The organism is Peribacillus huizhouensis (assembly GCF_014138605.1).
Taxonomy (GTDB): domain Bacteria; phylum Bacillota; class Bacilli; order Bacillales; family DSM-1321; genus Peribacillus; species Peribacillus huizhouensis.
The window spans coordinates 97,395-118,031 of the sequence record NZ_JACJHX010000004.1; the positions used below are offsets into that span (position 1 = coordinate 97,395).

Here is a 20,637-nt window from a genome sequence, read left to right on the forward strand (position 1 = left end):
CATCCCTTTATATATATTCAAATTTATCTATACCTTCATTTAACAATTTTACATCCATTTCAAACAACTTCATTTATTTCATCCTTTAAGGGTTTTCACCTTACAAAATTTTATAAGAAAAAACCTCTCGCTCCCTATATACATAGAAAACACTTATGAGCTGCTACTCTAAAGCCCTACGATAGAAAAAGTCCAAGTTTTAGAATTGTATAACCTAATGAAAGTGGGATGCTGCGCTGATTTTGTAAAGCCCCGCCAATTTTCCACAGAAAAAAATTACTTTAATATAATCTAAAAAGCGAATTCCTTGATAAAAGGAATTCGCTTTTTGTATTTTTTATCTTTATTCTGTTTCACCAATATGTACACCCGCTACTCGTTTAAATACAGAAACAAAGTATTTACCCAAGGTAGCCATTTTTCTGATATAATAGTTCGGTAGTTTTTGAGCTTCAGGGAGGTTTCATAATGAAATTAAATAAAGGTATTTTATTTGTATTATTAGGTGCTGGATGTTTTGGTTTTACACCGATATTTGCTAAATTGGGGTTTAGTTACGGCTACTCACTTGGCCAAATTAATATCGTTCAAATGATGATTTCCTCATTCTTATTATGGTCTTTCACTCTAATTAAACGCCCCAGCTTTAAAGGGCTAAATAAGAGAAATCTTCCTCAAATTATGATAACCGGTTGTTTGATCGGATTAACAAGTATTTTTTATTATGGTGCGATGCAATATCTGCCAGCCTCATTAGCCATCATTTTAATGTTTCAATTCGTTTGGATAGGAATTATTTTAGAATGGATTTTCAGCAAAATAAAACCTGCTCCTGCAACCGTATTGTCCATCATTTTAATTTTGATTGGGGTCGTTTTTGCTTCCAATATATTAAATGGCGACATAAAAGGACTACCGTTTAAAGGTTTCCTATTTGGTATTCTATCAGCATTCACTTATGCAGGATTTATTTTTTTCAGTGGAAAAGTCGCTGTAAATGTAGACCCATTGATTCGAACTTCTTTAATGGCAACTGGATCAACCATCTTAGTACTTGTCCTATTCATGCGTGACATTTCTACTGTGCTGCCATTGGAGACAAACTTATTAACGACTGCCGTTGGTGTTTCGCTATTTGGCGCAGTCCTTCCCCCACTATTTTTCGCAGTGGGAGCACCATTGGTTTCAGGTGGAATCGCCAATATATTAACATCCATTGAATTACCGATCGCCATCCTATCCGCCAGCATTATTTTGTCAGAAGCGGTAATGCCGCTTCAGTGGTTGGGCACGGCTATTATATTAGCAGCGATTGCGTTGAATGAACTTGGTAGTAGCCTTTTTAGAATAAGGAAGCCTATTAAGGCGTAAAGATTTGAACTGCACCCTACTTGTTAGACACAACTAACAAGTAGGGTGCAGTTTTCTTATGAAAAAATATTCTTTAGAAACTAAATTAAACGTTGGTTATTTATTTTACTGATCCCATCATACCTGCTACAAAATGTCTTTGAAGCAAGAAGAAGATCAGTGCTGTTGGTAAGGTTGCGATCACAATGGTTGTCATAATAATCCCAAAGTCAGGTGAATTACTTGACCCAAGATTAGATATGAGCAATGGAATCGTATGGTTTTCAGGAGACTGTAGAACAACGAGTGGCCACAAATAATTATTCCAACTTGCCATGAATGTAATAATGGCAGCTGCTGCATACGTTGTTTTCATCGTAGGTACATAAATACGGAAGAAAACACCAAGCTCTGTTAATCCATCTATTCTTCCAGCTTCAAGTAGCGCTCTTGGAAACATCTTTGTATTTTGTCGAAAGAAAAAGATTAGAAAAGCAGTTGTAACGCTTGGTAACATTGCAGATATTAAAGTATCAATACCAATCCCAGGTGCAATTTGCGAGATTGTCCCAAACATTCGAAATAGCGGTATCATGAGTGCAGCAAAAGGAATCATCATCGACAGAAGTAAAATATTAAATACAACATCCTTTGTCTTACTTCTATATATTTCAAAGCCATAACCAGCAAGAGATGCAATGATTAAAGATAAAATGGTCGTTGCAATGGATATGATTGCTGAGTTTATTAAAGCAGGGACAAGGTCTACCGTACTAAAAAGGTTCTGGAGGTTCTCTACCAAATGAGTTCCTGGTAATAATCTCCCTTTTGTAACATCGACAGATTTATTCGTTGTACTAACAATCATCCAAATAAATGGAAAGATAGAGATGATCGCAAAGATTGATAGAATCATATAAATGAACATTCGTTTAATTTTATGCATTTTTATCACCTGCTGCTTTGAACTGAAGGATAGAAAAGAAAACGATCATGATAACAACTGCATATGAGACAGTCGCTGCATAGCCAAAATCAGGAGTATATTTAAATGATAGATTATAGATATACTGAGAAATGGTTAACGTTGCAGTTCCTGGACCACCCTTTGTTATATTCATAACTTCATCAAACAATTGAAGAGTACCGATGGTTGATGTAATAGAAGTAAATAGGATGATTGGCTTTAACATTGGAATCGTAATTTTAAAGAATTGTTGAAATGCATTTGCCCCATCAATTTTAGCTGCTTCATAAATGGAGTGATCCACGTTTTGCAGAGCAGATAAATAGAAAATCATATTGTAGCCTGTCCAACGCCATGTTATTGCAATAATAATGGTTACTTTTGCCCAAAAAGGATCCGTTAGCCATTGTATCGGTTCTGATATGAGTGAAACATTGATTAGCATTTTATTAATGATTCCGTCTGTAGCAAATAAATATTTGAATACTACGGAATATGCTACAAGTGATGTAATACACGGTAAAAATATTGCCGTTCGGAAGAATCCTTTTAGTTTCAATTTCTTATTATTTAATAAAACAGATATAAGCATTGCCAGAATGATCATGATTGGTACTTGGATGATGAGATAGATTACTGTGTTTTTCAATGCAGCTATAAATGTCGGATCTGTAAATAATCGTAGGTAATTATCCAAACCGACAAATTGTAGATTTGTTCCCGCACCTGATTTAAAAGAAAGAATGAGTGCTTGGACCATTGGGTAGAAATAAAATATACAGATCATGACCGTTGCTATTGAAATAAAGGCCCAACCAATTAATCCATTTTTAAATCGAAATTTGTTATGATATTTTCTTGGTTTCACCTGTATGTTCTGCTTCGTAGTTGCTGGTATCAATTTTTTCAACTCCCAACTTATCTATAAAAGAATAGCCTCGGAAGAGCTCACCTAACACTTGTAATCTCTTCGTTGTATCGTAATGGAAAAGCAGGCGAGTTCCGAGGCGTGATCTCTTACATATTTTTTGCTTAAAAAATATATACGATGTTCAATTCAAGACAAATTATTTAATTTGCATTTCCGCTTGTTGTTGTGCATCTTTTAATACTTTATCAAGGTCTTGACCACCAAGGTAATTCTGCATTGCAACAATTAAAATATCCTCAATCGCATATGTGTGCATCCCATAGTTTACTTGTGGAATTTCTTCAGCCCATTTTGAAAAATCTGAGATAATGGCCTGACCACCGAAGAACTCATCCCCTGTCTTATAGGCCTCTCCTTTAGTTGCTGGGATATAAGTACCAATTACACCGATATCAGTAACTAATTTTTGATATAAATCTACATTCGAACCAAAAGTCTTTGTAAGGAAATCAACTGCTTTCTCTTTGCCTGGAACATTTAGTACGTACCATGACGCACCACCCAAGTTTGAAGCATTTACGGATTCCATACCTGGAAGACTAGGATGTGGCACTACTGCCCATTTGCCTGATTGTGAAGCTTCCGCTTTTATTGAAGGAGTAATCCAGTTACCAGTGGATACTGTAGCAACTTCTCCACCATTAAATGTAGCCAAGAACTGATTCCAGTCTGAATGGAAATTCATTAAATCATTGTCAACAAGTTCCTTATAAATTTCAAATGATCGCTTAACAGCTTCATTATTTGCTAAATCAGGCGTAGTACCATCTTCCTTCACATACCACTTACCTGCTGACTGAATCATTGTCCGAAGAAATCCTAATTCATTTGGGTCGAGAGTAAGCAATCTTTTACCAGTTGCTTCTTTTACTTTCTTGCCAATTTCAATATATTCTTTCCAGTCGATGTTTTGTAAATCTTCAATTGTAAACCCGGCTTCTGCTAAATAATCTGTTCTAACATATAATCCAGTTACTCCTGTATCAAAAGGTAGCCCGTAGTTTTCGCCATTTACACTTGTTGCTTCCACTTTATATGGAACAAAATCTTCTGTTTTAAAAGATCCCGTTAGTGGTTGGAACATATCTGGATATGCTTCTAGGAAACTTTTTGCACGATAATCTTCAATTAACACGATATTTGGTAATCCCTTGCTAGTACCAGAACTTAAACTAGTATTTAGTTTTTGAACTATGTCTCTTTGACCATTTTCAATAACATTAATTTTAAGGTCAGGATTCACAGAAGCATAAGCTTCTTTTGCCAATTCTATTGCTTTGATATTAAATTTTGGATCCCATGCCCAAATTGTAATTTGATTTGAATCTGAGCCTTCTTCTGATTCATTACTATTTGAAGCCCCAGAAGAACATGCAGCAAGCAAAAGCATACTCATCATTAGTAATACTAATAGTTTCTTCATCTGTATCCCCCTAAGAGTCTATTTAATTTGTAAGCGCTATCTACCTTACAATTACAATGTTATCATCTCTTAGAGAGGACAAGTTAGGACGATATTTTTGTAATTTTGTGATATTTTTAGAAATTGATTATACAGCTATTTTTTCCGTTTGTACTTTTTTTAGGTTCTAAGACTTTTTTTAGTTTTTTTGTACCGGAAGTGAAATGCGAACTTTTGTTCCCTTGCCAATTTCACTTGAAATTGAAACACCATAGGCCTCACCATAAATTAGTTGAATACGCTCATGGACGTTTCTGACACCAATCCCACTAAACATCTCCTGTTTACGCTTCGTATCTGGGAGTTTATTATTTACTGATACTTCCATGCCATCACCATTATCCAATACTTCGCATACAAGGGTTGCTTCTTCCTCCCAAATGAGGACATTAATCGTACCGCCACTTTTTTTATTGAAACCATGAAAAAAGGCGTTTTCAATAAAAGGTTGTAAAATTAATTTGGGAATTTGGCTATTAAAACAATTTGGATCGATGAAATAATTCACTCTAATTCGTTCACCATAGCGTTTCTGATTAATTAAGACATAGCTTTTTAAATTGTTAATTTCTTGCCTAACAGTTATTGTTTCACTAATATTGCCAATTGTATTTTGTAATAAGGAGATAAACGCATTAATTGTGTCCGTTGCTTCTTCCTTTCCACCTTGTTGCACCATGAATTTGATTGAAGTTAACGTATTATATAAGAAATGTGGATTGATTTGCTGTTGCAATGCCGCTAATTCCGCATTACGTTTCTGGTTTTGGATAAGTACAAGCTCATCAACATACTCATGAAGCTCATCAAGCATTGAGTTAAAAGCTTGGCCGATTTGTCTCGTTTCGTATGTACCTTTTACAGATATATAATGATCAAAATCATTTTTTGGAGTATTTTCAATTTGTTTTACTAGATTAGACAATGAATTCGTTACCTTTCTAGAAGCAAAAAACACAATGATAATCGCTAGAAAAATGAATAGTATACAAATCAGTACGATTGACTTTTTATCAATGATATTTCCAAAAGCAGCTTTCTTATCAATTAAATTGACTAAATACAAATCAAAGGTAGGGAGATATTCAATCATGATAAGATGGTCCTTCCCCTTAAAATCTGCATCCATATAATCTTTTTGTTGCTCCTCTAATTGGATCGCATAATCCTTTAGTTCCTCTTCTTTATTTCCAATATACTCATCACGATTACTTGATAAAACAGTACCAGACGGATCCATCACTAACACATCGTTACCTAAGCTTGTATAGCTACTATAAAACTTTCGAAACTCCTTTTCGCGAATTGTAAAGTACATCGTTCCATAAATATATTTTGAAGTTGGTTCCATAAACGCCTTTGTAGCAATAATAACGTTCTCTCCCTTTGTTTGATTTCTTGGTTGTTCTAGATGAAATAACAGTTTATTAGGTTGTTTGAGTGTTTTTTTAGTAATAGAGTGATTCTGTAGTTCTTCATCAGATACAGCCCATGAAGATCTTTCTGTTGCAAAACTAATCCCATTAATTCCATAGACCATAATACCTACATCATAAGCTTCTACACTTGTTTTTATATTGTTCATCTGTTTTTTTACTTGATAATAATATGAGCCCAACTGTACGTTTGAGTGCTTACCTGTAAGAAAACTCTTAATTGTACTGTTGTTTAATAGATTATTTGAAGCGATAACAATCGAGTATTGAAACGTACCTACACTTTCCTTTATCTGATCTATCATCTTGCTATTGTTAAAACTAAACCGATCAATAAAAAACTTCTCTGACATGCGAAATGTAGTCCAGGTTATAAGAGAAGAGATTGTAACTATGATAAGTATCGTAATAAGAAACATTTTAAAAAATAAACTATTATGTCTAATTCGGTTTGTTAGTATTCTCATTTATCCCCCATCTTTTATCCTTTAGTATGTTTTCTTCTAAACTTACTAGGCGACATTCCATTTATCTTTTTAAATACTTTACAGAAATAGCTATGATCTGAATAACCTACGATTCCACTAATTTCTGAAATGGAGGCTGAATCCTTAAGTAGGAGCTGTGAAGCCTTTTCAATTCGAACCTTATTCAAATACTCAACAAACCCTTCTTTATTATTTGTAGAAAAATAGTTAGACAAATAGGAAGGATTAAAATGAAAATGCTCTGCTACATCTGTAAGGCTGAGTGGATCTGCATAATGGTCTTCAATATATTGCAGGAGCTTCTTCATTTTTAAATTACTAGGTTGATTTTTCTCCGAATATAAGCATTTGTTCACTTGTTCAATAAATTTATTTAATTGCTCTACTGTCTCACCGGATGAATTAGCCTCATTAATGGATCTTAAATACTCATACTTGGAACTTCCTATATCGGCTACATCGTATTCCATATTATTTAGAATAACAGTAATGCGAAAGATGATATTTTCAAAGAATGATTTAAATTCGAATACATCCATCGTGTAACATTTAGAAAATTCAGATACATATTCTTGTAAATAGCTGCAAGCTTCCTGAAAGCGACTATGCTTCCATTCGTTTGTGAACCACTCCATTTTAAAAGCTTCAATATTTGGTATTTCTCGTTGTAAATCCTGTTCCCTTAAAAGAGGGATGTTTGGAAAGTAAAATCGATATTGTATCCATTTTGATACCTTTTCATTATATATTTGCCCTATCTGTGATAAATCAGAGAATTGTTCACTTAGAACAAAACCTAAATTTGTATGGATTCCCGCAACTCTTTCTGCGAAATCAATAACCTTCTGGGACTTATCTTTATTTATGTTCATAATTAATACGATTTCATTTTTTTCAAAGGTAATCGTATGATATGCTGCTTGAGCTAAATAAGATTGGTATTGTTGCGTGATACTATCTTGAATTTGAATAAGGTCTCCTCTAGGAGTATTCTGACTAAAAGCTACACCTAATAAATAGAAGCTGTCATAGGGAAACACTCTTGATAATTGCTTTGCATCATAATCCACTTCAAAACCAGAAATTAACTTTTCAATTACATGATTTATAGCCGTTTGCTCCTGCTGTTTTGTCTCATTTGTCTCAGAAGTTGGAATTCTACTTACTGCCTTATTTAGCACTTCTAGCAGCGTATTTGCATCAAGCTTAGGCTTTAATATATAATCAACAACTCCACTTTGAAAGGTGGAACGAACGTAGTCAAATTCCCCAAAACTACTTAGTATAATGATCTCGATATTTGGATATTTTGATTTAACGATTCTTGTTAATTCTTCTCCATCCATAATCGGCATTACAATATCGGTTATAACAATTTCTGGATGAGTTCGTTCAATTATTTCAAGTGCCTCCTTTCCATTTGAAGCTTCTCCCACAATTTGAAAACCTTCTTGCTCCCAATTAAGGTAATGTTTTATACCTTGTCTTATTAAAATTTCATCATCTACAATAACAATTTTACTCAATTCTTTAGTTGTCATATGCTCACCTCTAATGCAAATCATATTTACAAATATTCCTACTATATTATACACACCAAAACTAGTGTTTCGCATATATTCTATGAAGATGACTGCTATTAACAAAATAATAGCCTTCTCCTCGGTGTTTACTAGGAAAAGGCTACAACTTACTATATTTTTTTGTCTACTCGACAGAGAAATGTAGAGTGAATCTCCATTATAAGCTCGTAGACAAGTCAAGTAAATGAATGATTTTATCTTTTAGCTGGCCAAGGTATGCATCTCCTCTAGCGCGGGGCTTTGGCTGATCAATCACTATTTCTGAGTAAATCATCCCAGGCTGACCTCGAAGAATAACGATACGATCACAAAGGTAAAGAGCTTCGTCAATATCATGGGTTACAAGTAAGATTGTCGATTCATATTGCTTCCAAATCGAGAACAATAAATCTTGAAGTTGCATCTTCGTAAAAGCGTCTAGAGCACTAAAAGGTTCATCTAATAAGAGTATTTCTGGTGCAGTAACTAAAGCTCTTGCTATCGCTACTCTTTGCGCCATTCCCCCGGATAAATCTTTAGGATAATGGTTTTCAAAACCTTTTAGCCCAACAGATTCAAGATACTTACTCGCCTTTTCATGCTTATTTAAGTCATTCGTTAAACCAAAGGAGATATTCTCAATTACTTTTAACCATGGGAGAAGACGTGGCTCTTGAAAAATCATGCCGATTTTTTCATGAACTGAACTAACAGCTTCCCCATCAATCAAAACACTTCCCTTAAAACCTACATCCAATCCGGAAAGCACGCGGAGTAGGGTGCTTTTTCCGCAGCCACTTGTTCCAAGAATTCCAATAATTTCTCCCTTTTGAATCGATAGACTAATATTTTTAAAGCCTGTTTCTCCATTAGAAAACGTTCTCGAAACATTCTCAATTGCTAACATAGCTACCATCCTTTATGCTTTTTTCTCTATTGTATCCCGCCAATGTAGCGACTTTGACTCTAAATTTTTTAATAAAGCATCCGTTATTTTTCCTAAAATAGCAAACAGGACGATACTTGAAATAATTAAATCTGGTGAGTAAATATTTTGTCCATATACTAGTAAATAGCCAATTCCTTTGCTTGCTCCCATTAATTCTGCTGCTACTACAAACATCCACCCAAGACCAAGTCCACTGCGAATTCCAACTAGAAATGATGGCAAGGATGCTGGCAGAATGATTTTTCGGATAAGCTGAAACGAATTAAAATTATAGATTTTACCTATTTCAATTAATTTGCGATCCACTCCCTGGATCCCAGACACAATATTGAGATAGACCGGAAAGAACACACCGACTGCAATCAAGACAACCTTCGATGACTCGCCAATCCCCATCCACAAAATGAATAAAGGAACCCAAGCTAGGGAAGGGATTGATCGAAAGGCTTGGATTAGTGGATCAAATAAACTTTCAACTATTTTCATATAGCCCACAGCTGCTCCTAAAATAAGTGCAGCTGCCACCCCAATAATAAAACCAAGGAAAAGTCTATAAAGAGTAATCCCCATATGGCTCCACAATGTTCCTTCACCTGCCATATTGAGAATCATATAAAAAATAGATGTTGGCGCAGGCAGAAGATGCTGAGGAAAAACGCCAATATTACTTAAATACTCCCAAATGATTATGAGCAAAACAGGTATTATACTGCCTAAAGCTACGGTCTTTACCGTTTGATTTAATTGGAACCCCTTTTTTGTTTTTACCGGAAGTCGGGATGAGACAGCGTTCGTTTTCCCACTCATTCATAGTCTCCCTTTCAATAGTGGCTGTTTAAACAGTCACTTGTTATTTAATCACTGCTTTTGCAAATTCATCATGAATCAATTCATCTACTAAGGAATCTGCATTTGCACTTTTTGGGATGATGTCACCCTTTTGCAAAATGCTACCAGCTGAAATCAATGCCTCTTTTTGCACATCTCCAGGAATTGGACTTGAAAAATCATTCCGTTCCATTTGCTTATTGGCTACATTAGAACTGATTTGCGCTTCACTTGCTAAGATTTCTGCCGCTTCTTCTGGGTTTTCAAGTACCCATTTTCTCGCTTTTTCATAAACTTCAATGACCTTTTCAACTTCTGCAGGATATTTCTTAGCAAAATCGCTTCTTACATTTAGCGTCCCATAAGTGTTGAATTCAGGATTCCGATAAAAGATTCTTGTATCAGCTTCCAATTCCAATTTAGCCATATGCGGATCAAGGCCAGCCCATGCATCAACTTGGCCAGTTGTTAATGCAGTTCCTCCATCAGCATGCTGAAGGTTCACAATTTCCACATCGGTTGGAGCCAATCCTGCTTCATCAAGCGCTCGTAGCAGGAAGATGTAAGGATCAGTGCCAATCGTTGCTGCAATTTTTTTTCCCTTTAAATCTTTGACCGATTGAATCGAAGAATCTTTCTTCGTTACAAGTGCTGTCCATTCAGGCTTGGAAAAAATATAAACAGACTCAATTGGTGCACCTTTGGATTTAGCTATTAAAGCTGCAGCCCCAGCCGTTGAGCCAAAATCTACACTACTGCTATTTAAAAATTCAAGAGCTTTGTTGCTGCCTTGGCTAAGTACAAATTCAACTTTAATTCCGTCTTTTTCAAACGCTTCCTCAGCCCAGCCAAATTTCTTTAAAACAAGGCTTGTCGGGGAATAATATGCATAATCTAGGACAATTTTTTTAGGCTTTTCATCTTTAGCGGTCGTACTACTTGAACACCCTGCGACACCTATTAGTAAAAATAATGCTGTCAATAATCCGAACCATTTTTTCATTGAACTTTACCCTCCCATTTGAACATACAATTTTTAATTTTATCTTTCACAAGCAACCGTAAGTTGAGGTCTGAGTTGAAGTTTTTCCAAACGAATCAGCGTATCCTGAATCTTGTAGACGAACGACACCGCCAATGATAATTTGTATTTTCGATGACAGATTCGTTCTTTTAGCTAGATCGCACTATCTTAATTTGAAAGAGATGTAACAGCACCTCTTTTTTTCATGGAATACAAAAACCCCCCTCTAACATTAAAGATAGAAGGGGGGCGTGAATAAACAAATAAAACAATCGTCCACCTTCTCATCTTCGGAATCGTCTTACTTCCTCTGAAATTGGCACCGGGCATTATTAATGCTGGTTGCCGAGGTTTCTTAGGGTCAGTCCCTCCACCTCTCTTGATAAGAAGAAAATCAATATTTAATTCTTTAAAATTGATAATACAGCCTTGAAAACATTCAGTCAATACTTTTTCTGAAATTTTAGAATAATCGCATTTTTAATGACGAGTTTACCTACTTGTTCACTAGTCATTCTATCCCGAACAATTACATATGTAAACATCTGTTATCATGCAGCGCCGACTACAAATCGCCCGTTTCGTTCAATTATGTGATTCAATCACTTTCTTAATATACCTTCCTTCTGTAAATTCCGTAAAATCTCTCAATGCACAAAGTCTTTCTTGATTATTTTTCATAAATATCAGTGATTCTGTGCTATTGTTTCTTTCCGTTTAATTGTCTTATCAATCACTTGAAAAAGACAAAATTTTGCCAACAAAAAAATCAGAGCTGCAACTCTGATTTTTTGATTGGTAATAATCATTATTTTAATATAAACTTTATTTACATTTTATCTCTTTATGCGTAGTTCTCCTCATTAATTAGGATTCGACATTGATTTACTTGTACCATCATACATGCTGAAAGTCCTCACAGTTGTTATTCCAAAGAAAACTTCACAATATCATCTACGTATTCCGTTTTGCTATATCCGTTCATAACCAACTTTTTAGAAGTCAAATTGTGATCATGAAGCCGAATATTATAGGTATTATGGAAATAACGAGGCTGCTCTATTTCATTATATGAATATGGGGATTGATTCAGATCGTATTCCATCCCGTTTTTATCAACGAGCACATCTTCAATTTCCATCTCCATAGAAAGAAATTGATTTTCATCCTCACTAACGATATCAAAATGAAGCACCTCATATGCTCGATTCTTCATTTCACGATTGCTTATAACAATGTTGGTAGACTGTTCATCTTCTTGCTTGTCTAAAATGATTGTACTGCCAGCGTAATTAAAAGTTTGCGGAAATTCTTGAATTTCATCCAATTTGATTGTTTGATTTTCATTCAATGATAGGTAAACAGATTTAAACTGAACACTCACTTCTTTTGGTTTTTCTCCTAATAAAGGGTCAAATCTAATCTGAAAAGTATCCCAATTCATACTATGCTCTGAAAAAATTAAAGTGCTGCCATAGATATTCGCTTTCACTTTTTGATTGTTCACTTCTAGATCGTTGAAATTAATACTTTCTATCCGCTTTTCCGGCTGTTCATTATTCACACTTACCTGAAGAAGCGTAGCTGTTGGAGCCATGATTAGTTTATCAAATCGAACCGGAATTCCCTCTATTTCTATTTCCTTATTCAATGCATATTCGGTGGAAGGCTGTTTTGTTACAGGTATCTCGAAGTCCCATTCCCCACTTTTATTTTCTATATTCATATAATCCCAAGAAGTGTTTTGCTTTGATGAATCACGAATCAATTTCTTAAGATTTGTAATTTTAAGTTTGATTGTCCCGCTATCCCCCTTCAGCGGTTGTAGACTCATCTTCCCTAGATACACGTTTTTCTCTTTTCTATTAATATCTGATTCTAGTTCAGGTGGATAGTAAATTGGAAATGTATCATAGTGCATGATTTCATAATCATTTTCCACATCAACCCCATCACCTAAATTTAACATATATTGATTGTCTGCATTTTTATCTTCTATTTCGTAAAAAACAAGCGTCTGCAACTCATCGGCAATGACACTCTTAATCTTCACTTTCACCCCTTCGCTTTCTGCTACCAAGTTCAGCCTTTGGCCATTCCCCTGTTGTAGAAAAGTACGCAATTGCGGATCTTCCTCTGTTAACAAATAATAGAGATAAGGAATCACTCCTGTAAAAAAGCCGATTCCCATCACTAACACGCATACACTCGCCAAAGTGAGCCCCTTTCGCTGCCGCTTCTTTCTCTTCTGTTTTCTATGCTTTTCTTGTTCTTGTAGCCTTTCTTTGACATTCTCCATGAAACTATCTGGAATATGTAACTCAACCCTTTCAGTTAGATTTAACATAGTTAACCGGGCATCTTGAAAGGTAGCTAGATCCTCCTGACATTGTTGACAATGATAAATATGTACTTCGAAATCAATCTTTTTCGATCGCTCCATAGCTCTTTCTATATAATTTAGGTAATCCTTGCGATAATCCATACAACCATGAAAGCTTGTTTCAGAATACATTCCATTTCTAAGTGACTGGATTCCAGAAGACAAAAGCTCGTTCACCTTTTCCGCTGAAACTTGGAGGAGATATGCCTCATCCTCTTTAGAAAATCCTTGTACATATGTAAGTACCATCGCTTCTTTCTCGTCCTGTTGCAATGGATTAAGTGCTGTAAATAGTCCTTGATGTGACTCACTTTCCTCCAAACCTTGCAAACTTCCATCACCTGAAAGCTCTCGGCAAATATGTATAAAAATAGATGTAACCCATATTTCGAATGGTATGTTACTTTTAAATCGAGGCCATTCCTTTTGAATTTTTAAAATCGACCGGTAAAAAAGTTCCTCCATTTGCTGCTGATTTCTGAGATAGCACCAACCAAGTGTATAAAACGATTGTTGATGTTGATCGAACCAATCGAAGATGGATTTTCCACCATTTTCGCTAATTGTAGTAGTAATCGGATCTATATTTACTGGAATCATATACGTGTTCCCCCTTTTTCGCGACTTCACTGTCACTCCCCGATATTTCTTGTTTCACATAATAGATACACAACTAGTACTATAAAAAAAGAGAGCAATCCGCTCCCTCCATCTTCATAATACTAATTGTTCACAGCGCCTACTACAATTTGTTAATCTCTAGCACTTCAAATCATTCAACGGACTATTAAAATCATTAAAGGAAATCTAATACTTCATCCAAACCTTCTTTATAGCGATTACTCAAAAATATAGGCTTCCTTCTAAAATGCCGGAATAAATCTTTCTTTATTTCCTGTTTTCCTCAGATGTTAAAGTGTCGGAAAAACTTCTAACGATTTGTGTTTTTTCTAGTAATGATAATCCCTTAAGCAAATTCCACATTTCTTCAATCAATTCTCTTTAATTAACTAAGAACAAACTTATATGTTCATCATACTTAATCACTTGGACGTATTATGTACTTTTTAAAAATATTATTTAAAAATTTTATTCTAAGTACTTTTTCCTATTATTCCATAAAATTTATCGAAGTTATGTCGAAAAATATCGAAATGAGTAAAAATTAGGCATAGAGACTTAAGATAAAGCCCTGGTCCTAACCGAAGTTTAGTAGAATTCATCGACAGCTTCTAGATAGCAATTTCCTTGATGATTTTATGGTTTCATTTAAACACATAAAAAGCTCAGTCGGTAAACTGAGCTTTGAAATAATTGATTACTATAATATTGTTGTGATATGCACTACGCATGTGTAGAGTTCTGTGATAGGATAATTTACGAATTATAAATGGTACAAAGGGGTATCCCCCAACAAACATGAAAACGAAGATAAAATTTGGCTCTTCTTTTTCCATGCTCGTCAGGTGTTTCCCTCATTGCCTATTAATTATTTATTTAATATTCCAATATATAGATAATGCCTATAACATTATTTTTCCCAAGGAATGATTTTTTCAATTTCTTGATTATTCGAGTATTTATTCATTTTAACGAGATTACCTACTAATTTTTAGCCATTACTTCCATAGGCTTCCTCAATCTCATTCCATTGGTACTGAGGATTGAAGTTAACGGATGCATTCGTATTCGTTTACTTATAGATGTGCAGAAAATTATAGAGGCTGCCTATCGAATTCATCAATCAGCACTGATACAAGATGAAAAATTTGTTCGCTAAGTATTCCTAATATTATATAGAAAGAGCATGACTCTGCTTTTTTCATAGTCATGCTTCTTTTCTTTGATACTACTGTTTTTCTTCTATTATAAGTCCAACCGATAGCATTTCACTTGAATATCATGATTTTGGAATTCCTTCGTATGATCTCGTTTAAAACCAAACCACTCGTATAATCTAATCGCTTTTGGCATTTTGTCACTCGTATGTAAATACAATTGGCTTGCGCCTTTAATCTTTGCATAGCTGACACTGGCTCTAATCAATTCCTGTGCAACACCTCGGCCTCTTGCCTCAGGATGAACACCTAGTAAACGAATAATCGGTGAAAAAATCAGCAGTTCAGGTTTTTGATAAGCATCTTCTGATGACAAAAACAGCTGTAATGATCCTAGAACTTCCTGACCACTCTTTGCAACCAATATCTTATCAACATTGGGATTATCTATTGATGCTACAATACTTTCTCGATAATCTTTCCAGACTTGTGGATCTGTATAATCTGGTTCATACTGTTCATAACTCTCTACCAATACACGGCGAACAGTTTCTTTATCTTCCTCTTTTAGCTCCTCTATGACGATTTGTTTTAGCATATAATCCCTCCTTACAACTTACATTGCCTACTTAAGCTAGTACTCAAATATTTGTTTTTTTAATGTTTTCTTCATCAGGGTCATCAATATTCATTAATTCTTTCCCATTCTCATAAACTCCTAAAGTTTCCTTATCACGCATAAATTTGTAATCCTCCTATGAATCCAAAAGTCCGTTTACAACCTGTAAAGATTTTGATGCAATTTGATAACGTTTGGCATAAAATAGGTGCTCTTTAATTGCACTAAGAGTTTGATGAAAAATAAAATCTCCTTTTTGTTTTTTACAAAGAGGAGATTTTGATCCATTAAACATTAATACTTACACTGAGGAACAGGTCAAAGGAAAATCAGTAAATTCAGAAGTGCCTCCCCCAAGAACTTTGGGGCTAACACTTGGAATTTTTGTGAATCCATTTTATTGAGCTATATTCGCCATGAGGATGGCTATCTAATTGAAATTTCCTAAATTCATTTTCCAGCTCCGTTAATGATAACTCGAATAGATGTTTATCATCTTCCTTAATAACCTTAAAAGCAACCAATTGGTCTATTAATCTTTGACGTTTTTCTTCCACAGCCCTTCTAAGTATATCCCCCATTCATATCACTCCTCATATTTTTTAGATTTGATTCTTCCCATAGGAATCCAACAAAAATAACAAATAGAAAATATAGAGAATGATGGTTGAAAAAGCGACGCTCACAATATTGTAGTAATCGCTTTTTACTGACAGCTAGTTACCATTGGGTGCAACCTTTTTTTGAATGGGAAAACGTTTTTTTTGTGTAATATCGACTTGCGTTATGTCTCCATCATGAACCGTTATGTTCACACTGCCATACTCCATTTGATTTAAGGTTGATAAAATATACCGAATTTTCTCTTCATCTATACGTTCCTTCATAATAAATCATCCTCCTTAGAAACTAAATTTCGTTTTACCCTTACTTTCTAAATTGTTTTTTCACGAATAAAACGATTTTCTGGTTTCTTCAAACCTAGGTGATCCCGAAGAGTTTCCCCTTCATATTCAACTCGGAATAAATCTCTCTCTTGCAAAATAGGTACAACATGCTTAGCAAAATCCTCTAAATCCCTAGACAGAAGTGGAAATTGAATCATAAATCCGTCTGCCGCTTTCTCAACAAACCATTTCTCAATCTCATCTGCTACCTGAGTAGGTGTTCCTACAAATCCATCCTTTCTTGCTGCTCCAAAAAACCTTGTATATAAATCTCCTACCTTTAAATCCTCTTTATCAATGATTTCTTTCATTTCATTAAAATTACTTTGGATGCTATTGACTTCTGGAAACACTACTTCTTTAGCAGGTGTATTTAAAGAATACTTTGAGAAATCTACATTCCCCATATAACCAGAAACAAATTTCAACCCTTCATAGGGATCTATCAGACTCAAAAGTTCGTTATATTTTTGTGCTGCAATTTCTTCCGTTTCTCCGATAATGGGAGAAATTCCATGAAGGATCTGAAGCTCATCTTCATTTCTTCCAAAATCTCTTAACTGAGACTTTAACTTTTTGTAGTAGCGTTTCGATTCTTCAATATTATCCCAATGAGTAAATACCACTTCAGCCGTTCGTGCAGCTAATCGTTGTCCTGGAATAGATGCACCGGCTTGAATAATAACTGGCTGGCCCTGTTTTGAGCGAGCTATATTCAATGGACCTTTTACAGAGAAATACTTCCCTTTATAATGTTGCTCATGAACTTTATTAGGATTATAGAATTGTCCTGATTCTTTGTTATAGATAAATGCATCATCTTCCCATGAATCCCATAATCCTTTAACAACATCGATGAATTCTTCTGCTCTTTCATAACGAAGATCATGATCCCAATGCTTCTCTCGACTAAAATTCAAGGCTGTCTCTCCGGTGGCATCAGATGTTGTTACGAGATTCCATCCCACACGTCCTTCGCTAATATGGTCAACAGAAGCAAATTGGCGAGCAAGAACATATGGTTCGCTGTATGTGGTAGAGGATGTTGCGCCAACGCCAATTTTTTCTGTCACCGAAGCAATCGCTGTAATATATACGATCGGATCAAACCGGTTAAGAATTTGTGGATGTGATTCATGATTAATCGCTAAACTATCAGGCATAAATACCAGATCGAATTTTGCCTTTTCTGCTATTTTGGAAAGTTTTTGCAACTCTTTTATTTCAATACTAGCTTTTGGATTTGCAAGAGGGTGACGCCAGGAGGAGACATGCATCCCAGAACCAATGGTATAAAGTGCTAATTTTATTTGCCTCTTTTGAGTCATAACCATTCTCCTTATTTATTATTAGAATACGATTCCTTATAAGTAGCTAACTCGTCTAAACTTATAAAGGTTGGAATGTAATTTCCTTTATAAGTTTCTTCTATAAATTTAGCTGTTTCATTTGATTGATAAAGTTTAACTATTTGCTTAAATAATTTATTATCCTTATCTTTGCTATTCGTCGCGATTGTATTAATGTAAGGCTTTGCCGTTTTACTTTCATGAATAATAGCATCCTTTAATGTAAGTCCTGCTTCTACTGCCACCCCATTATTGATAACTGCCCCTGCTGTATCTTTCATTACTACTGGAGCATTGAAGCTATCTACAGGGACAATTTCAAGGTTCTTTGGATTGTCTTTGATTTTGTCTTCTCCACCATTCCCATCAAAATCATCCACTACTGTTATAAGATCCGCTTCTTGAAGCAATAACAAAGCACGTCCCCAGTTTGAGGCATCATTCGGTACAGCAATTTGCGAACCATCTGGAATGTCCTCAATCGATTCATATTTACTTGAATATAGGCCAATGGGTGCCATTATGGTTGCCGCAATTGGAACAATATTACTTCCATTTTTGGTATTATAATAATCTAAATAGGCTACATGCTGAAATGCATTGATATCAATTTCTCCTTCAATAAGTGCTTGGTTCGGATCATAAGCAGAAGTAAAATTAACAATCTCTAATTCAATTCCTTCTTTTGCAGCCCCTTCCTTTAAGAATTCCCAAGTTTTAAGTTCAGAGCTTCTAACACCCACTTTTACTTTCGTTTTTTTTTCCTCTCCGTTTGTAGAATCACTAGAGCAAGCTGTTAATAAAAAACATATAACCAAAACTATGAATAAAAACCATTTTTTCTTCATTATATTCCCCCTCCTTTGTTTCATCTTTTTACTTTTATTAAACTCTTCTAATTTTCCGTTCTAGTATATTTCCTAAGCTCTGAACTCCTTGGACAATAATAACTAAGATAATAACTGTTACAAAGATCGTGATCGTACTAAATCGTTGATATCCGTACGTAATAGCTACATCGCCAAGTCCTCCACCACCAACGGCTCCTGCCATCGCTGTTGCACCGATTAATCCAATTGTTGCGGTTGTTATACTCAGAATTAAAGATGGAAATGCTTCTGGGAGCAAGAATCGATAGATAATTTGTAGGGGTGTAGCTCCCATCGCTTTAGCTGCCTCTATAATTCCATCATCAACTTCTAATAGTGAGTTCTCCACAAGTCTTGACATATAAGGACCAATATGAAGAACAAGAGGTACAATTGCTGCTGTTGTCCCAATGGAAGTCCCGACAATTAGCCTTGTAAATGGAATTATGGCTACTAACAAAATAATAAATGGAATAGATCGGAATGTATTGACAATAGGATTTACAATTGAAAATATCAATTTGTTTTCTAAAATATGACCTTTTCTAGTAACAACTAATAACATTCCTAGAATGATCCCTATAATGCTTCCGAAAAGTAGTGAAATACTAACCATGTATAGCGTATCCCACAGCGCTTGTACGATGAGTTCCGTAGTGACTTCCATTTTCTGAAACCTCCTTCACTTCGACATCTTGATTACGGATAAATTGTAATGCCCTTTCTAACTCGACATCATTCCCTATTAATTCAACAATTAAATTTCCAATTGGCATTCCTTGAAGCTCTGTAATATTTCCAAAAAGAACATTAATGTCCACCTGATATTTTTTTGCAGTTCTTGAAATGAGAGGCTGCCCTGAACTTGCACCTAAGAAGTCAATCTTAAAAATTCGGCTAGTATATTCATCTTCTTTTAGCATCTTATAAACGCTTTCTGGCACATCATCACGAACAACAGAACGAACAAAATTTCTTGTTGTTTCTGTTGTTGGACGAGCAAAAATATCAAATACACTGCCCGATTCAATGACCCGCCCCTCTTCCATGACTGCCACCCGGTTACAAACTTCTTTAATGACTTCCATCTCATGGGTAATGATGAGAATCGTAATTTTATACTCTTCATTAATTTTCTTTAATAAATTTAGAATAGATTTGGTTGTTTGTGGATCTAGAGCCGACGTCGCTTCATCACATAATAATATAGAAGGATTTGTCGCAAGGGCTCGTGCTATACCGACACGTTGCTTTTGTCCACCCGATAGCTGGTTTGGATAATTCTTCGCCTTATCCTCTAACCCGACAAAGCGAAGAATTTCATATACTCTTTCTTCTATTTCTTTTTTCTTTTTCTTACTTAATATTAATGGCATTGCCACATTATCAAATACCGTTTTGGAATTAAGTAAGTTAAAATGCTGAAAGATCATTCCAATGTTTTTCTTTTCTTCACGCAATTCCTTTTCAGACAGCATTGCTAAACTTTTTCCTTCTATAATCACCTCACCAGATGTAGGATACTCTAATAAATTTACAGTTCGGATGAGCGTGCTTTTTCCCGCACCACTAAAACCGATCACCCCAAAAACATCGCCTTTTTCTACTACTACATTAATGTCATTCAAAGCATGAATTTTCTTATCGTTACTATCAAACACCTTTGATACATTTTTGAATTCAATCAAAATCATA

General features: G+C 35.1%; 17 protein-coding genes and 1 riboswitch. Of the genes, 1 reads left to right on the forward strand and 16 read right to left on the reverse strand.

Annotated features, from left to right (window positions below; all coding sequences use genetic code 11):
- The first annotated feature begins 468 nt into the window (after positions 1–468).
- Complete coding sequence (locus HNP81_RS08175; RefSeq protein ID WP_182502258.1) at positions 469–1,371, forward strand: EamA family transporter; 903 nt, start codon at positions 469–471, stop codon at positions 1,369–1,371.
- A gap of 100 nt (positions 1,372–1,471) precedes the next feature.
- Here the strand turns inward: HNP81_RS08175 and HNP81_RS08180 are convergent, their stop codons facing one another.
- The 16 genes from HNP81_RS08180 to HNP81_RS08255 form a co-directional block, all read right to left on the reverse strand.
- Positions 1,472–2,296, reverse strand: a complete 825-nt coding sequence (locus HNP81_RS08180) for a carbohydrate ABC transporter permease (RefSeq protein WP_028390012.1) — start codon at positions 2,294–2,296, stop codon at positions 1,472–1,474.
- Positions 2,289–3,191, reverse strand: coding sequence for a carbohydrate ABC transporter permease (locus HNP81_RS08185; protein WP_312859665.1), 903 nt, complete (start codon positions 3,189–3,191; stop codon positions 2,289–2,291). Before HNP81_RS08185 ends, HNP81_RS08180 begins: the two co-directional genes overlap by 8 nt.
- A 193-nt stretch (positions 3,192–3,384) precedes the next feature.
- Complete coding sequence (locus HNP81_RS08190) at positions 3,385–4,671, reverse strand: ABC transporter substrate-binding protein (protein WP_182502259.1); 1,287 nt, start codon at positions 4,669–4,671, stop codon at positions 3,385–3,387.
- Positions 4,672–4,849: 178 nt separating this feature from the next.
- Entirely contained in the window at positions 4,850–6,499 is a 1,650-nt protein-coding gene (locus HNP81_RS08195) for a cache domain-containing sensor histidine kinase (protein WP_246399283.1), read from the reverse strand.
- A gap of 128 nt (positions 6,500–6,627) precedes the next feature.
- Positions 6,628–8,175 (reverse strand): response regulator transcription factor, encoded by a 1,548-nt coding sequence (locus HNP81_RS08200; protein ID WP_182502261.1) that lies wholly within the window; start codon positions 8,173–8,175, stop codon positions 6,628–6,630.
- 199 nt (positions 8,176–8,374) lie between these two features.
- Positions 8,375–9,103 carry an ABC transporter ATP-binding protein gene (locus HNP81_RS08205; protein WP_028390004.1) on the reverse strand — a complete coding sequence of 243 codons (729 nt, stop codon included), beginning with the start codon at positions 9,101–9,103 and terminating at the stop codon, positions 8,375–8,377.
- A 12-nt stretch (positions 9,104–9,115) separates the two neighbouring features.
- Positions 9,116–9,952: an ABC transporter permease gene (locus HNP81_RS08210; protein ID WP_028390003.1), complete on the reverse strand. Its 837-nt coding sequence runs from the start codon at positions 9,950–9,952 to the stop codon at positions 9,116–9,118.
- Positions 9,953–9,995: 43 nt separating this feature from the next.
- Positions 9,996–10,976: an aliphatic sulfonate ABC transporter substrate-binding protein gene (locus HNP81_RS08215; RefSeq protein WP_182502262.1), complete on the reverse strand. Its 981-nt coding sequence runs from the start codon at positions 10,974–10,976 to the stop codon at positions 9,996–9,998.
- 302 nt (positions 10,977–11,278) lie between these two features.
- A riboswitch (SAM riboswitch) is annotated at positions 11,279–11,386 on the reverse strand.
- Between the two features lie 536 nt (positions 11,387–11,922).
- Positions 11,923–13,980, reverse strand: coding sequence for a DUF4179 domain-containing protein (locus HNP81_RS08220; protein WP_182502263.1), 2,058 nt, complete (start codon positions 13,978–13,980; stop codon positions 11,923–11,925).
- A gap of 1,266 nt (positions 13,981–15,246) precedes the next feature.
- Positions 15,247–15,756, reverse strand: coding sequence for a GNAT family N-acetyltransferase (locus HNP81_RS08225; RefSeq protein ID WP_028390000.1), 510 nt, complete (start codon positions 15,754–15,756; stop codon positions 15,247–15,249).
- Between the two features lie 389 nt (positions 15,757–16,145).
- Positions 16,146–16,358 (reverse strand): Fur-regulated basic protein FbpA, encoded by a 213-nt coding sequence (locus tag HNP81_RS08230; RefSeq protein WP_182502264.1) that lies wholly within the window; start codon positions 16,356–16,358, stop codon positions 16,146–16,148.
- A gap of 135 nt (positions 16,359–16,493) precedes the next feature.
- Positions 16,494–16,664 (reverse strand): YezD family protein, encoded by a 171-nt coding sequence (locus tag HNP81_RS08235; protein WP_182502265.1) that lies wholly within the window; start codon positions 16,662–16,664, stop codon positions 16,494–16,496.
- A 47-nt stretch (positions 16,665–16,711) separates the two neighbouring features.
- Complete coding sequence (locus HNP81_RS08240) at positions 16,712–18,052, reverse strand: LLM class flavin-dependent oxidoreductase (RefSeq protein ID WP_182502266.1); 1,341 nt, start codon at positions 18,050–18,052, stop codon at positions 16,712–16,714.
- 11 nt (positions 18,053–18,063) lie between these two features.
- Entirely contained in the window at positions 18,064–18,921 is an 858-nt protein-coding gene (locus HNP81_RS08245; RefSeq protein ID WP_182502267.1) for a MetQ/NlpA family ABC transporter substrate-binding protein, read from the reverse strand.
- A 37-nt stretch (positions 18,922–18,958) separates the two neighbouring features.
- Positions 18,959–19,609: a methionine ABC transporter permease gene (locus tag HNP81_RS08250; protein ID WP_028389996.1), complete on the reverse strand. Its 651-nt coding sequence runs from the start codon at positions 19,607–19,609 to the stop codon at positions 18,959–18,961.
- Positions 19,551–20,630 carry a methionine ABC transporter ATP-binding protein gene (locus HNP81_RS08255; RefSeq protein WP_182502268.1) on the reverse strand — a complete coding sequence of 360 codons (1,080 nt, stop codon included), beginning with the start codon at positions 20,628–20,630 and terminating at the stop codon, positions 19,551–19,553. Before HNP81_RS08255 ends, HNP81_RS08250 begins: the two co-directional genes overlap by 59 nt.
- Positions 20,631–20,637: the final 7 nt, after the last annotated feature.

Bases quoted from the DNA above. Each gene is read 5' to 3' on its own strand.
- HNP81_RS08225 (WP_028390000.1), bottom strand. From the start codon at position 15,756: ATGCTAAAACAAATCGTCATAGAGGAGCTAAAAGAGGAAGATAAAGAA.
- HNP81_RS08245 (WP_182502267.1), bottom strand. From the start codon at position 18,921: ATGAAGAAAAAATGGTTTTTATTCATAGTTTTGGTTATATGTTTTTTA.
- HNP81_RS08195 (WP_246399283.1), bottom strand. From the start codon at position 6,499: ATGTCAGAGAAGTTTTTTATTGATCGGTTTAGTTTTAACAATAGCAAG.
- HNP81_RS08240 (WP_182502266.1), bottom strand. From the start codon at position 18,052: ATGACTCAAAAGAGGCAAATAAAATTAGCACTTTATACCATTGGTTCT.
- HNP81_RS08190 (WP_182502259.1), bottom strand. From the start codon at position 4,671: ATGAAGAAACTATTAGTATTACTAATGATGAGTATGCTTTTGCTTGCT.
- HNP81_RS08220 (WP_182502263.1), bottom strand. From the start codon at position 13,980: ATGATTCCAGTAAATATAGATCCGATTACTACTACAATTAGCGAAAAT.
- HNP81_RS08230 (WP_182502264.1), bottom strand. From the start codon at position 16,358: ATGGGGGATATACTTAGAAGGGCTGTGGAAGAAAAACGTCAAAGATTA.
- HNP81_RS08215 (WP_182502262.1), bottom strand. From the start codon at position 10,976: ATGAAAAAATGGTTCGGATTATTGACAGCATTATTTTTACTAATAGGT.
- HNP81_RS08250 (WP_028389996.1), bottom strand. From the start codon at position 19,609: ATGGAAGTCACTACGGAACTCATCGTACAAGCGCTGTGGGATACGCTA.
- HNP81_RS08210 (WP_028390003.1), bottom strand. From the start codon at position 9,952: ATGAGTGGGAAAACGAACGCTGTCTCATCCCGACTTCCGGTAAAAACA.
- HNP81_RS08205 (WP_028390004.1), bottom strand. From the start codon at position 9,103: ATGTTAGCAATTGAGAATGTTTCGAGAACGTTTTCTAATGGAGAAACA.
- HNP81_RS08180 (WP_028390012.1), bottom strand. From the start codon at position 2,296: ATGCATAAAATTAAACGAATGTTCATTTATATGATTCTATCAATCTTT.
- HNP81_RS08175 (WP_182502258.1), top strand. From the start codon at position 469: ATGAAATTAAATAAAGGTATTTTATTTGTATTATTAGGTGCTGGATGT.
- HNP81_RS08200 (WP_182502261.1), bottom strand. From the start codon at position 8,175: ATGACAACTAAAGAATTGAGTAAAATTGTTATTGTAGATGATGAAATT.
- HNP81_RS08235 (WP_182502265.1), bottom strand. From the start codon at position 16,664: ATGAAGGAACGTATAGATGAAGAGAAAATTCGGTATATTTTATCAACC.